This is a genomic window from Bradyrhizobium sp. AZCC 2176 (assembly GCF_036924645.1).
In the GTDB taxonomy this organism is placed as follows: Bacteria; Pseudomonadota; Alphaproteobacteria; order Rhizobiales; family Xanthobacteraceae; genus Bradyrhizobium.
Window position 1 is genome coordinate 5679142 of sequence record NZ_JAZHRX010000001.1, and the last position, 12773, is coordinate 5691914.

13 protein-coding genes are annotated in these 12773 nt (G+C 62.6%); 8 read left to right on the forward strand and 5 right to left on the reverse strand.

Annotated elements, in window-relative coordinates:
• Positions 1–91: 91 nt before the first annotated feature.
• From V1288_RS26705 to V1288_RS26725, 5 genes are all read right to left on the reverse strand, one after another.
• Positions 92–652 carry a hypothetical protein gene (locus V1288_RS26705; protein WP_334359866.1) on the reverse strand — a complete coding sequence of 187 codons (561 nt, stop codon included), beginning with the start codon at positions 650–652 and terminating at the stop codon, positions 92–94.
• Between the two features lie 28 nt (positions 653–680).
• Complete coding sequence (locus tag V1288_RS26710) at positions 681–2267, reverse strand: tetratricopeptide repeat protein (RefSeq protein WP_334359867.1); 1587 nt, start codon at positions 2265–2267, stop codon at positions 681–683.
• A 171-nt stretch (positions 2268–2438) separates the two neighbouring features.
• Positions 2439–2927, reverse strand: a complete 489-nt coding sequence (gene queF / locus V1288_RS26715) for a preQ(1) synthase (RefSeq protein WP_334359868.1) — start codon at positions 2925–2927, stop codon at positions 2439–2441.
• A 150-nt stretch (positions 2928–3077) separates the two neighbouring features.
• Complete coding sequence (locus tag V1288_RS26720) at positions 3078–3449, reverse strand: c-type cytochrome (protein ID WP_334359869.1); 372 nt, start codon at positions 3447–3449, stop codon at positions 3078–3080.
• Complete coding sequence (locus tag V1288_RS26725; protein ID WP_334359870.1) at positions 3446–4432, reverse strand: Vgb family protein; 987 nt, start codon at positions 4430–4432, stop codon at positions 3446–3448. The genes V1288_RS26720 and V1288_RS26725 overlap by 4 nt, the downstream gene beginning before the upstream one ends.
• A gap of 176 nt (positions 4433–4608) precedes the next feature.
• Here V1288_RS26725 and eno point away from each other — a divergent pair, with 176 nt between their 5' ends.
• From eno to V1288_RS26765, 8 genes are all read left to right on the forward strand, one after another.
• Positions 4609–5892, forward strand: coding sequence for a phosphopyruvate hydratase (gene eno / locus V1288_RS26730; protein ID WP_334359871.1), 1284 nt, complete (start codon positions 4609–4611; stop codon positions 5890–5892).
• A gap of 46 nt (positions 5893–5938) precedes the next feature.
• The gene (locus V1288_RS26735; RefSeq protein WP_334359872.1) at positions 5939–7075 is read left to right on the forward strand and encodes a zinc-binding dehydrogenase; all 1137 of its coding nucleotides are present in this window, start codon (positions 5939–5941) and stop codon (positions 7073–7075) included.
• 189 nt (positions 7076–7264) lie between these two features.
• Positions 7265–7819, forward strand: coding sequence for an NADPH-dependent FMN reductase (locus V1288_RS26740; RefSeq protein ID WP_334359873.1), 555 nt, complete (start codon positions 7265–7267; stop codon positions 7817–7819).
• Between the two features lie 194 nt (positions 7820–8013).
• Positions 8014–8331, forward strand: coding sequence for an FtsB family cell division protein (locus V1288_RS26745; protein ID WP_334359874.1), 318 nt, complete (start codon positions 8014–8016; stop codon positions 8329–8331).
• 241 nt (positions 8332–8572) lie between these two features.
• A complete protein-coding gene (gene pdhA, locus V1288_RS26750; protein ID WP_334359875.1) occupies positions 8573–9598 on the forward strand; it encodes a pyruvate dehydrogenase (acetyl-transferring) E1 component subunit alpha in 1026 nt (341 codons plus the stop codon).
• Between the two features lie 93 nt (positions 9599–9691).
• On the forward strand, positions 9692–11086 hold the full coding sequence (locus V1288_RS26755) for a pyruvate dehydrogenase complex E1 component subunit beta (RefSeq protein WP_334359876.1): 1395 nt from the start codon (positions 9692–9694) through the stop codon (positions 11084–11086).
• Positions 11087–11092: 6 nt separating this feature from the next.
• On the forward strand, positions 11093–11398 hold the full coding sequence (locus tag V1288_RS26760; RefSeq protein WP_334359877.1) for a DUF5076 domain-containing protein: 306 nt from the start codon (positions 11093–11095) through the stop codon (positions 11396–11398).
• 2 nt (positions 11399–11400) lie between these two features.
• On the forward strand, positions 11401–12747 hold the full coding sequence (locus V1288_RS26765) for a pyruvate dehydrogenase complex dihydrolipoamide acetyltransferase (protein WP_334359878.1): 1347 nt from the start codon (positions 11401–11403) through the stop codon (positions 12745–12747).
• Positions 12748–12773: the final 26 nt, after the last annotated feature.

Sequence of the window (12773 nt, forward strand, 5' to 3'; positions counted from 1 at the left end):
ATCTGTATCAGAAATGCCGCGAATAGGGCGGGGAGTCTACAAGAGCAAACGGACGCGAAAACACGGCAACGAGTTCTCTGGCGCAGTCGGATTAGAGGCCAAGCGTGACCTCGGCCCAGCGCATGACGGTGCTGCCGTTGAGAAACTCGATCACGCTGGGCTCGATAGAAGCAGGCCGGTCGTGGCCGAGCACAGCCGTCGCTGCGATCATGTCGCAGCGTTCCCTGAAAACGACCGATATCGCCGTCTTGCCAGGCGGATTGCGAGCGTTGAGCGTGTAAGCGCGGCTGCGACCGTCCATCCGCGCAATGCTGATCGGACGACCGGTGCCGAGCGGCGAAACCTCGCCAATGAGAGCAAGATCGCCCATGCGATCCAAATCTTCGTCATCGGCCACGCCAGTCGTGCAATTACAAAAACCCATCTTGGCGCGCAGATAAACGTTCACTTCGGCACCGCAGTCCGCGGCCTTGCAGCGGAACGCCTTTCCCTTCCCCCACGGATCGACGGGGAAGGGCCAGGCTATCTCGGTCCAAACCGGCGCGGTCGCAGTTGCGGCCGCATGCTGTGACAGACCGGACCATGCCAGCATCGCCGCCAGTACACTTCCCAGCGACGCTGCTACAATGGCGACACGACCTACCCGCCTCATTGCACCACCGTTTTATCTTCTGGTTGGCCTAGTTGCTGGCGAGATACCTCTTCGCCGTTGCGAGCTCTGGCCGTTCCGTGTCGGCGTTCGCGGTCAATGCCATGAGCTGTTGATAGTTCTGTCGTGCCGCAGCCTTGTCACCGAGCGTGTCGGCGGCCTTGGCGGCGCCTGCGTAGCCTTGCAGGCGGTTCGGCTCCTTGGCCTTGGTAGCCTCGAAGGCCGCAAGCGCCTCCTTGGTCATGCCACGATCGAGCAGCATGAAGCCGTAGAGCTCGCGTGCCGGTGCCAGCGGACCTGGCGTGATCGCGTGCTTCTCGGTTTTGTCCTCGGCGTCCGCTGCAGCGCTCATAACCTTGAGCGCCTCATCGTATTTGCCCTCCGAGTGAAGCACCCACGCAACGGCGACCTGACGCTGGATGTCGACGATCTCCGACCAATAATTGTCCTTGGCTTCGCGCAACTTGTCGCGCAATTCTGCCAGCTTTTGGATATCGGCATTGGCAGCCTCCGGCTTGCCAGAGCGCGCGGCGCCGAGAGCGCGGGCGAAGTGCGAGATCGCCATCGCAAAGTTTGAGCCGCTCGGCCTGACAGACAGTTGTGAGGCGGCTTCCCAGTCGCCGCGCTCGATCGCATACCGGGCCGGCGAAGCCGCCAGTGCGTAATCGGCCGCCGCAACCGTGGCCTTGAAGTTCGTCTCCCTTGTCATGTCGTCCATGACGACGCGCGCCTGCTGGTCTTGGGCAAGTTGAAGGTGGGCGTAAACCATATAATCCTGCGCGTGCAGATAATTGCCCACCGACTTCTCGGCCTTGGCTGCCTTTACGGAGGCGATGTTCGAGGCAATCGATTCCTTCCAGTGGCCGACGCGGGTGTAAATGTGCGATGGCATGTGCTGCGCATGCGGCGCGGCCGGCGCGATCTTGGCGTAGCGGTTGGCGGCGTCGAGACCTTTATGCGCGGTCGCCGGATAGTCGTAGAGATGGATCAGGTAGTGCGTCACCCCCGGATGCTGCGGAAGCCGTCTCGAAATCGGCTCCAGGATTGAGGCGCCCTTGGTCTGCTGTGCGTACGTCTTGTCGTTCAGGTCCGCCGACGTATTGAGCGTGATGGCGTAGGCGATCTGAGCCTCGTCGTCGTCTGGATATTTCGCTGCGAGCTTCGCTTGGGCATCCCGCAAGGCCCGCATGCGCTGGGCGTGCGGCACTTTGTCGTAATCCGCGTACATCACCATAAGGGCATCAATGTAGTCGCGTTCGCGCTCGGTCTTGGCCCCGATTTCCTTGGCCTTCGTGATGGCGGCGAGACCGGGGGCGAGATTCGGCCGCGGGATTGCGTTGTGCGGGTTGTCCATCAGCGTGAGCGCGGTGCCCCAATATGCAATAGCACATGTGGGATCAGCCTCGATGACCTGCTCAAAGATCTCTTTGGCGTTGACGTACCAATAGGAGTGCTGGTAGCGCATCGCGCGATCGAAGCGACGCTGCGCTACGTCGTTGCAAGAGGTTTTGAAGTGAACTTGACCGAGCTGCTGATCCACATCGTCTTGGGCGAACAACGGCTGAGATGTCGATAGGGCAAGAGCTGCGACGGTAACCCCGAGGAGAGACTTCTGCATGGCCTTCCTCCCTTTGACGCACCTGGAAAAGACTTACACAATACGACCACTATAAGACTTTCGCGCCTGCGTTGAACCGATATGTCGATCATGGCAGCACGGCTGACCTTTCGGCCCTCGAGCTTGAACAATTCTTGGATATCCGCTGGGGGTCCACCCTTCGATCAGCGTTCATCCCCGTCCGCGATAGGGCGCGACGCCCTGGTCGGGCACCCACATGTCCTTGGGCAGTTTGCCGGTCTGCCAGAACACGTCGATCGGGATGCCGCCGCGCGGGTACCAGTAGCCGCCGATGCGAAGCCATTTCGGCTTGATCTCGGTTGCGATCCGCTTGCCGATCATCACGGTGCAATCCTCGTGAAAGGCGCCATGATTGCGGAAACTCGCGACATAGAGCTTTAGCGATTTGGACTCCAGCAGCCACTGGCCAGGCACATAGTCGATCATCAAATGCGCGAAGTCCGGCTGGCTGGTGACGGGGCAAATCGAGGTAAATTCCGGCGCGGTGAAGCGAACCAGATAATTGGTATCCGCTTGCGGATTGGGCACGCGGTCGAGCTGCGCCTTTTCCGGGCTGTCCGGCCATTCCACGGCGCGGCCGAGCTGCAATGATTTCTGTAATGTTTTCTTGAATGTTTTCTTGAATGTTTTCTTGGCCATCGTGATTATCCTGCTGCGAGGGCTGACATGGACGCAACAGGCGCCGATCGTCAACCGTCAGGACTTCCGTTCTGCGAACGGAAATGCTGCTTTTTCTGTTTAACGCGTTTTCTTCACGCGAACCGGTATCCACTTCGCTCGAAAACGCTATTAGCGCGAGGCGGGATCTTCGAGAAATCGCACCAGCGCCTGTCGTTCGGCGGCGTCGATCCCGCGGATCGACATCCACAATCCCGGAAACATCGCGGCGGGATCGGCGAGGAAGGCCTCAAGACGCTTTGCGTCCCAGCGCAGGCCGTCGTCGCGGGCCTTGCGCAGCACCGGCGAATAGTCGAAACCGACCTCGCCGCCGATCGGGCGGCCGATCACGCCTGAGAGATTGGGGCCGGGCAGGCCGTGCTCCGCGGGATCGAGGCTGTGGCAGGCGCGGCAGGGCGTGAACGCCCGCACGCCGTTTTCCTCCGCGCTGACGGGGATGGGAAGGAGAAGCGACAACAGCAACAGGACGGCGACAGGCTTCACGCGACCGTCTGTATCACGACCAGGCGGTCATTGCCGGATTCGCCGCCCCAGGTTTCGCCGGGCCGGCCGTCGAGTTGGCGTACGTTCGCGCCCGATTTGTCGCTGGGGAATAAGTTGAATTTTTCCGTCACGGGATCGAAGCGAACGATCGCGTTGGCGCCGAAATCGGTGACCCAGACCTTGTCCTTGTCATCGACGTACACCGCATAGGCGCGCGGGCCCGCACCCGGCAATTTCCACGCCTTCCAGGAGCCGTCGGCAGGGTCGTGCACCGACACATTGCCGCTGTTCCATTCGCTGACCCAGATCCGGCCCTTCGAATCCGACCACACGCGGCGCGCGCCCTGCTTCGGTGTCGGCGGTTCGACCACCGTCGCCTGGCCGGTCGCCAGATCGATTCTGGCAATGTGACTGCCGGCGAGCGAGGCGTACCAGACCTCGCCCTTCGGAGTGACGGTGATCCCGTAAGGTCCGACGCCGCGGGGTGCCTTGAATACGGTCACGTCTCCTGATTTCGGATCGAGCCGGCCATAGATGCCGGATTGGCCGGTGAACCAGTAGATGCCGCTCTTGTCGAAAACGCCGGTGTTGAGGTTGGCGTACGCCTCCTTTTCGGGCAGTCGAAACAGCGTCACCTTGTGATCACCGGGGTCGACGCGCGCAATCGCGTTCTGTCCGCCCTCGGTCACCCACGGCGCGCCGTCCGGTCCGATGGTGACGTTATGGGGCGCCGCGCCTTTGCCGAGACCGATCAGTTTGGATGAGCCATCCCGCGGATCGAGCCGTCCCAGTGTTCCGTTGCGCTGTCCGGTGAACCAGATCGCGCCGTCGGGAGCGGGCGTGACGTCGTGTACCCCCACGCCGGAGTTGAGCGGATAATATTTGACGCGGAACGGGCCTTCCTGGGCGGCGGCCCTTTGCAGCAGGGCGGGCGCGGCAACGATTCCAATGGCGGCGGTTCCAAGAAACTGGCGGCGATTCATTGCGTTACCCCGTTCTATCAATGTGAAGGTTTGGACGCTGATATCAACCTCGAAGCAGTCTATCGTGACCCGGCTCCAGCGTCCGGAAAAGGCCGCCCATCAAGCGTTCACATTTGCTTGCTTGCCGTGTAAGACGCCCTCGAAACCGGACCCACCCCATTCAGGAAAGTGCAGACATGACTGCCATCGTCGACATCATTGGCCGCGAAATTCTCGATAGCCGGGGCAATCCCACCGTTGAAGTGGATGTGGTGCTGGAAGACGGCTCGATCGGCCGTGCGGCCGTTCCCTCCGGCGCCTCCACCGGCGCGCATGAGGCGGTAGAACTCCGCGACGGCGACAAGAAGCGCTATCTCGGCAAGGGCGTGCAGAAGGCGGTCGACGCCGTGAACGGCGAGATCTTCGAGGCGCTGAGCGATCAGGCCGTCGAGGACCAGGTCCACCTCGACCAGATCATGATCGATCTCGACGGCACACCGAACAAGAGCCGGTTAGGGGCCAACGCCATCCTCGGCGTCTCGCTCGCCTGCGCCAAGGCGGCGGCGGAATCCTTCGACATGCCGCTGTATCGCTATGTCGGCGGCACCTCGGCGCGGACGCTGCCGGTGCCGATGATGAACATCATCAATGGCGGCGTGCATGCCGACAACCCGATCGACTTCCAGGAGTTCATGATCCTGCCGGTGGGAGCTGCGAGCTTTGCCGAGGCGCTGCGCTGCGGCTCGGAAATCTTCCACACGCTGCGCAGTGAACTGAAGAAGGCCGGTCACAACACCAATGTCGGCGACGAGGGCGGCTTTGCGCCGAACCTGCCGTCGGCGGATGCAGCCCTTGAGTTCGTGGTGAGCGCGATCGGCAAGGCCGGCTACAAGGCAGGCTCCGACGTGATGCTCGGCCTCGACTGCGCGGCCACAGAATTCTTCAAGGACGGCGCTTATGTCTATGGCGGCGAGAACAAGACCCGCTCGCGCTCCGAGCAGGCGAAATATCTCGCTGACCTTGTCTCGCGCTATCCGATCGTCACCATCGAGGACGGCATGTCGGAAGACGACATGGACGGCTGGAAGGAATTGACCGATCTGATCGGCAAGAAGTGCCAGCTCGTCGGCGACGACCTGTTCGTCACCAACGTCACGCGTCTTGCCGACGGCATCAAGAACGGCCGCGCCAATTCGATCCTGATCAAGGTCAACCAGATCGGCACGCTGACCGAGACGCTCGCCGCGGTCGAAATGGCCCACAAATACGGCTACACCTCCGTGATGTCGCACCGTTCCGGCGAGACGGAAGACTCCACCATCGCCGACCTCGCGGTCGCCACCAATTGCGGGCAGATCAAGACCGGCTCGCTGGCGCGCTCCGACCGCACCGCCAAGTACAACCAGCTCCTGCGCATCGAGCAGCAGCTCGGCAAGCAGGCGAAATATGCCGGCAAGGCGGCGCTCAAGGCACTGGCGTAACGCGCCGGCGACTCCAGATATAACGGACACAAGGGGGAGGATTGCGATGAGTGACGGCAAAAGCGGGCTTCAACTGCGTTCGCTGCTCAAGACGGGCGGCGAACTCGAACTGTCGCTGGTGAATGTCCCGACGCCCGAACCGGCCGATGACGAAGTAGTGGTCCGCGTCGAGGCGACGCCGATCAACCCGTCCGATCTCGGGCTCCTGATCGGCCCGGCCGAGATGTCGACCGCCAAGGAATCCGGCAGCAAGGACGCGCCCGTAATCACGGCGAAGATGCCGGAAGCGGCGCTGCGGATGATGGCGGCGCGGCTCGATCAGTCGCTCCCCGTGGGCAATGAAGGCGCCGGCGTCGTGATCAGGACCGGATCCTCGGACGCCGCCAAGGCGCTGATGGGCAAAAACGTCTCGATGATCGGCGGCGCGATGTACTCCCAGTATCGCACCGTGAAGGTGAGGGACGTCATGGAGCTGCCGGCCGGCACCACGCCCGCGGACGGCGCGTCGTGGTTCGTCAATCCGCTGACCGCGCTCGGCATGACCGAAACCATGCGGCGCGAAAATCACAAGGCGCTGGTGCATACCGCCGCCGCCTCCAACCTCGGCCAGATGCTCAACAAGATCTGCATCAAGGACGGCATCGGCCTCGTCAACATCGTGCGCAGCAAGGAGCAGGCCGAGATCCTGCACAAGATCGGCGCCAAACACGTCGTCGATTCCACCGCGGCGACCTTCATGGACGACCTGACCGCCGCGCTGGTGGAAACCGGCGCCACCATCGCCTTCGACGCGATCGGCGGCGGCAAGCTCGCAAGCCAGATCCTCACCGGCATGGAGATGGCGGCCAACAAGACCGCCAAGGAATACAGCCGCTACGGCTCCAACGTGTACAAGCAGGTCTATATCTACGGCAGCCTCGACAATCGTCCGACCGAGCTGAGCCGGGCATTCGGCCTCACCTGGGGCGTCGGCGGCTGGCTCCTGACGCCGTTCCTGCAGAAGATCGGTCCCGCCGAAATCGGCAGGTTGCGCCAGCGTGTCGCCTCCGAGCTCAAGACCACATTTGCCAGCCATTACACGCAGGTGGTGTCGCTGCAGGAAACGCTGCAGCTCTCCAACATCGCGGTCTACAACAAGCGCTCCACCGGCGAGAAATTCCTGATCAATCCGAACAAGGGGTGAGCGGTTCGGCTATCCAAGCGCACCTGACAGGCCGCCGAACAGGCCTGTTCTGTTTTTGCGTCGGCCGCGACGTTTGAAGGGCAAGAATCTTCTCGGAAAGCCGTCACAAACGCCAATTCATGCACTTGCATCCTTCTGCCGATCTGGCTTAAGTGCGGCCCGGCGCTTTTGCTTCACAAGGGATATCCAATGGCCACCCATAACATCGTCACGATCGTAGGCTCGCTTCGCAAGGAGAGCTATTCGCTCAAGATCGCCAATGCGCTCGCAAAACTGGCGCCGGCTTCGCTCAAGCTCGACGTGACCACGCTCGAAAGCATTTCCTTCTTCAACCAGGACCTCGAAGCCAATCCCCCCGCCGACTGGCTGGCGTTCCGCGAAAAGCTGCAGAAGTCGAACGGCGTGCTGTTCATCACGCCGGAATACAACCGCTCGATCCCCGGCGTATTGAAGAACGCCATCGACGTCGGCTCGCGCCCCTATGGCAAGAGCTGGTTCCTCGGCAAGCCGGTCGGTATCATCAGCAATTCCCCGGGCGCGCTCGGCGGCGTCAGCGCGGCCAAGCATCTGCAGAACATCCTGCCCGGTATTGCCGGCCCGATCCTCGGCCAGCCCGAGATCTACCTGAATGGCATCGGCGACGCCTTCGATGACAAGGGCCAGCTCACGAAAGAAGCGGTGCAGAAAGTGCTGCAGCAATACATCGACGCATTTGCCGCGTTCGTCGAAAAGCAGAACGGGTAGGCAGACCCATCCACGTCATTGCAAGCGAAGCGAAGCAATCCATCTATTCGTTATGCCGGGCTATGGATTACTTCGCGGAGCCTGTCATCGGGCGCGCATTCGCGCGACCCGTTGACTCGCAATGACGGTGGCGCCATCGGTGCTCACACCCGCGGTCTTAGGATTCCATTAACCCGGCCATCGCATCTTGGCGCATGGTCTCTCGCACCCGCCTTAAATCCATCCTGACTGGCCTCGCCCTCTATACAATGGCGGCGCTGATGGTCGGCTATTTCGGGGTCAACGCCTATACCGGCAAGTACGGGCTGAACGCGCGCCAGGAACTTGATCAGGAGATCATCGCGCTGACCTCCGAACTGGCGCGGCTGAAGCGGGAGCGGGCGCAGGGCGAACAGCGGGTGTCGCTGCTCAGGTCCAGCCGGGTCGATCCTGATATGCTGGACGAGCGCGCGCGCTTCCAGCTCGACTACGCCAATCCGCGCGATCTGGTCCGGACCATCAAGCCGAACTGATTTTCAAACCGATGTCATGAACAGCGTCGTCGTCCCAGCGACAACGGCAGAGCCGTTGCGCAGGGATGCAGGCGTGTCGGTCCGCAAATTTCAAAAAATTGCGAAATCGATTTCGAAAATGTCTCGGCTCGCGCTGCAGTGCGGCATAGCATTATTTTCTCCAGCGCACGCAATCCTTTCACGCCGGTTTGAGTTGGGTTAGAGAGGGCTGATCCGTCTCTCTCTCTCACCCGGAATTGCCATGGCTGCACCCAAGAAAAGCGTCGTCGCGAAGGAAACAGGGCAGGAGAAGGCAAACGGGTCCCCACCGGAATTCACCAAGGCGCAGGAACTGGCCGCGCTGCGGGACATGCTCTTGATCCGCCGCTTCGAGGAAAAGGCCGGCCAGCTCTATGGCATGGGCGCGATCGGCGGTTTCTGCCATCTCTATATCGGCCAGGAAGCCGTGGTGGTCGGCATGCAGATGGCTCTGAAGCAGGGCGATCAGGTCATAACCGGATACCGTGACCACGGCCACATGCTGGCCTGCGGGATGGATGCCAATGGCGTGATGGCCGAACTCACCGGACGTCGCGGCGGCTACTCCAAGGGCAAGGGCGGCTCCATGCACATGTTCAGCATGGAGAAGAATTTCTACGGCGGCCATGGCATCGTCGGCGCCCAGGTCTCGCTCGGCACCGGGCTTGCTTTCGCCAACCGCTACCGCGGCAATGATTTCGTCAGCTTGGCCTATTTCGGCGACGGCGCGTCCAACCAGGGGCAGGTCTACGAGAGCTTCAACATGGCGGAGCTGTGGAAGCTGCCGGTGATCTACGTGATCGAGAACAACCGTTACGCCATGGGCACCTCGGTGACGCGCTCTTCCGCCCTGACCGATTTTTCCAAGCGCGGCGCCTCCTTCAACATTCCGGGTCAGCAGGTCGACGGCATGGACGTCCGCGCCGTGAAGGCCGCGGGCGACGAGGCGGTGGCCTGGTGCCGCGCAGGCAAGGGGCCGTTTATCCTGGAAATGCAGACCTACCGCTACCGCGGCCACTCGATGTCCGACCCGGCGAAATACCGCACGCGCGAAGAGGTCGAGAAGATCCGCACCGACCAGGACCCGATCGAACAGGTGCGCAACCGCCTGTTGGCCGCCAAGGTCAGCGAGCAGGAGCTCAAGGCCATCGACGCCGAGGTGCGCGGGATCGTCAACGCGTCGGCGGATTTCGCCCAGCGCGATCCCGAGCCCGATCCGTCCGAACTCTGGACCGACATCTACAGGTAGTTCAACCAATATTCCGCAAAAAGTGGACCGGTTCTGCGACGTGCAAACCAAACGAGCCGCAGAACCAACTGACGAGTGATTTCGGGAGCCGATATGCCCATTCAAGTGCTGATGCCTGCGCTGTCGCCCACCATGGAAAAGGGCAACCTTGCGAAGTGGCTGAAGAAGGAAGGCGAGACGATCAAATCGGGCGATGTCATCGCCGAGATCGAGACCGACAAGGCGACGATGGAAGTCGAGGCGACCGATGAGGGCACGCTCGGCAAGATATTGATCCCCGAAGGCACCGCCGACGTCGCGGTCAATACGCCGATCGCGACTATTCTGGCCGACGGCGAGAGCGCCGCTGATCTCGGCAAGGCAGCCGCACCCGCGCCGCAGGCGAAGGCCGCGGAATCAGCGCCGCCCGCCGAAGCCAAGGCGGAGGCGCCCCAGCCGAAGGCCGAGGCAAAGGCGCCGCCGGCGCCCGTCGCCGAACCCGATCCGGAAGTCCCCGCCGGCACCGAGATGATCACCCAAACCATCCGCGAAGCGCTACGCGATGCGATGGCCGAGGAGATGCGCCGCGACGCCGATGTGTTCGTGATGGGCGAAGAGGTCGCCGAATATCAGGGCGCCTACAAGGTCACGCAGGGCCTGCTGCAGGAATTCGGCGCACGGCGCGTGATCGATACCCCGATCACCGAGCACGGCTTTGCCGGCGTCGGCGTAGGCGCTGCGATGTCGGGGCTGAAGCCGATCGTCGAATTCATGACCTTCAACTTCGCCATGCAGGCGATCGATCAGATCATCAACTCCGCGGCCAAGACGCTGTACATGTCGGGCGGCCAGATGGGCTGCTCGATCGTGTTCCGCGGCCCGAACGGCGCTGCCGCCCGCGTTGCCGCCCAGCACAGCCAGGATTACTCGGCCTGGTACTCGCAGATTCCGGGATTGAAGGTGATCGCGCCGTTCTCGGCCGCCGACTACAAGGGGCTGTTGAAGGCCGCGATCCGCGATCCCAACCCGGTCATCTTCCTCGAAAACGAAGTGCTGTACGGCCACACCGGCGAGGTGCCAAAACTCGACGATTACGTGATCCCGATCGGCAAGGCGCGGATCGTTCGCTCCGGCAAGGACGTGACGCTGATCTCGTGGTCGAACGGCATGACCTATGCGCTCAAAGCCGCCGATGAACTGGCCAAGGAAGGCATCGAGGCCGAGGTGATCGATCTGCGCACGCTGCGTCCGATGGATACCGAGACCATCGTCGCCTCCGTGAAGAAGACCGGCCGCGCGGTGACGGTCGAGGAGGGCTGGCAGCAGTCCGGCGTCGGCGCCGAGATCGCCGCCCGCATCATGGAGCACGCCTTCGACTATCTCGACGCCCCGGTGGCACGCGTGTCCGGCAAGGACGTGCCGATGCCCTACGCGGCAAACCTCGAAAAGCTCGCATTGCCCAACGTGGCCGAGGTGGTCGCGGCCGCCAAAGCCGTTGCCTATCGGTAGGTCGCTATGACCGGTCCTAACGAACAGCCGCTGCCGCCCGACGTCATCGGCCGCGGGGACGCCATCGAGGTCCTGCGCGCCTTCGTGGTCGATGGCGGGCTGTCGATCGCATTCCAGCGCGCGTTCGAGGAGCCCGACATGTGGGGCCTGCTGCTGGTCGACATCGCGCGCCATGCCGCCCGCGCCTATGCGCGCGAGGCCGAATACACCGAGGACGAGGCGCTCGCGCGCATCGTCGAGATGTTCGAAGCCGAGATCAACCGGCCGACCGACATGGGCTCCACCACGCCCCGGTCGCAACAGGGTCACTGACAATGCCGATCAACATTTTGATGCCCGCGCTGTCGCCGACGATGGAAAAGGGCAACCTTGCCAAATGGCTCAAGAAAGAGGGCGACAAGGTCAAGTCCGGCGACGTGATCGCGGAGATCGAGACCGACAAGGCGACCATGGAAGTCGAGGCGGTCGACGAGGGTACGATTGCAAAAATCCTGGTGCCTGAGGGCACGCAGGACGTTCCGGTCAACGATGTCATCGCGGTCATGGCCGGTGACGGCGAGGACGTGAAGGCGGCAAGCGCCGGAGCGGGGGCCGCGCCGGCACCAAAGGCCGCCGAAGCATCCGCCGCGAAACCGGCGCCGGTACCTGCCGCCGCACCAAAACCGGCAGCAACCGGGCCGACACAGGCCGCCGCGCCGCAGGCGGCGGCTTCCGCCTCGCAAGCCAACGGTCACGCCCGTGTCTTCTCGTCGCCGCTCGCCCGTCGCCTCGCCAAGGAAGCCGGCATCGAACTGGGACGCATCAACGGCTCCGGCCCGCATGGCCGTATCGTCGCCCGCGACGTCGAGGACGCCAAGTCCGGCAAGGGCCTGAAGGCGCCGGCTGCCGCGCCCGCGGCGGGTCCGAGCCTTGCGCCCGGGATGTCGGACAAGCAGATCCTCGCTTTGTTTGAGGAGGGCTCCTACGAAGTGGTGCCGCATGACGGAATGCGCCGCACGATTGCGCAGCGCCTCACCGCATCGGTGCAGACCGTCCCGGTGTTCTACCTGACGATGGACTGCGACATCGGCAAGCTCCTGGTCGCGCGCGAGGAGATCAACGCCGCAGCTCCAAAGGACAAGGAAAAGAAGCCGCTCTACAAGCTCTCGGTCAACGACTTCGTCATCAAGGCGATGGCGGTCGCGCTGCAAAAAATTCCGAACTGCAATGTGAGCTGGACCGAAGGTGGCATGCTCAAGCACAAGCATTCCGACATCGGCGTCGCGGTGGCGATGCCCGGCGGCCTGATCACGCCGATTATCCGAAAAGCAGAGACCAAGGCGCTGTCGACCATTTCGTCCGAGATGAAGGATTATGCGGCCCGCGCGCGGGCGCGAAAACTCAAGCCGGAAGAGTATCAGGGCGGAACTACCGCGGTGTCCAACCTCGGCATGTACGGCATCAACCACTTCACCGCCGTAATCAATCCGCCGCATGCCACGATCCTCGCGGTCGGCACCAGCGAGGAGCGCCCGGTGGTGCGCGGCGGCAAGATCGAGATCGCGCAGATGATGAGCGTGACGCTGTCCTGCGATCACCGCGCCATCGACGGCGCGCTCGGCGCCGAACTGATCGGCGCCTTCAAGCAACTGATCGAAAACCCCGTGATGATGATGGTGTGACAGCCGTCATTGCGAGCGCAGCGAAG

Bases quoted from the DNA above. Each gene is read 5' to 3' on its own strand.
- V1288_RS26705 (WP_334359866.1), bottom strand. From the start codon at position 652: ATGAGGCGGGTAGGTCGTGTCGCCATTGTAGCAGCGTCGCTGGGAAGT.
- V1288_RS26710 (WP_334359867.1), bottom strand. From the start codon at position 2,267: ATGCAGAAGTCTCTCCTCGGGGTTACCGTCGCAGCTCTTGCCCTATCG.
- queF (WP_334359868.1), bottom strand. From the start codon at position 2,927: ATGGCCAAGAAAACATTCAAGAAAACATTCAAGAAAACATTACAGAAA.
- V1288_RS26725 (WP_334359870.1), bottom strand. From the start codon at position 4,432: ATGAATCGCCGCCAGTTTCTTGGAACCGCCGCCATTGGAATCGTTGCC.
- eno (WP_334359871.1), top strand. From the start codon at position 4,609: ATGACTGCCATCGTCGACATCATTGGCCGCGAAATTCTCGATAGCCGG.
- V1288_RS26735 (WP_334359872.1), top strand. From the start codon at position 5,939: ATGAGTGACGGCAAAAGCGGGCTTCAACTGCGTTCGCTGCTCAAGACG.
- V1288_RS26740 (WP_334359873.1), top strand. From the start codon at position 7,265: ATGGCCACCCATAACATCGTCACGATCGTAGGCTCGCTTCGCAAGGAG.
- V1288_RS26745 (WP_334359874.1), top strand. From the start codon at position 8,014: ATGGTCTCTCGCACCCGCCTTAAATCCATCCTGACTGGCCTCGCCCTC.
- pdhA (WP_334359875.1), top strand. From the start codon at position 8,573: ATGGCTGCACCCAAGAAAAGCGTCGTCGCGAAGGAAACAGGGCAGGAG.
- V1288_RS26755 (WP_334359876.1), top strand. From the start codon at position 9,692: ATGCCCATTCAAGTGCTGATGCCTGCGCTGTCGCCCACCATGGAAAAG.
- V1288_RS26760 (WP_334359877.1), top strand. From the start codon at position 11,093: ATGACCGGTCCTAACGAACAGCCGCTGCCGCCCGACGTCATCGGCCGC.
- V1288_RS26765 (WP_334359878.1), top strand. From the start codon at position 11,401: ATGCCGATCAACATTTTGATGCCCGCGCTGTCGCCGACGATGGAAAAG.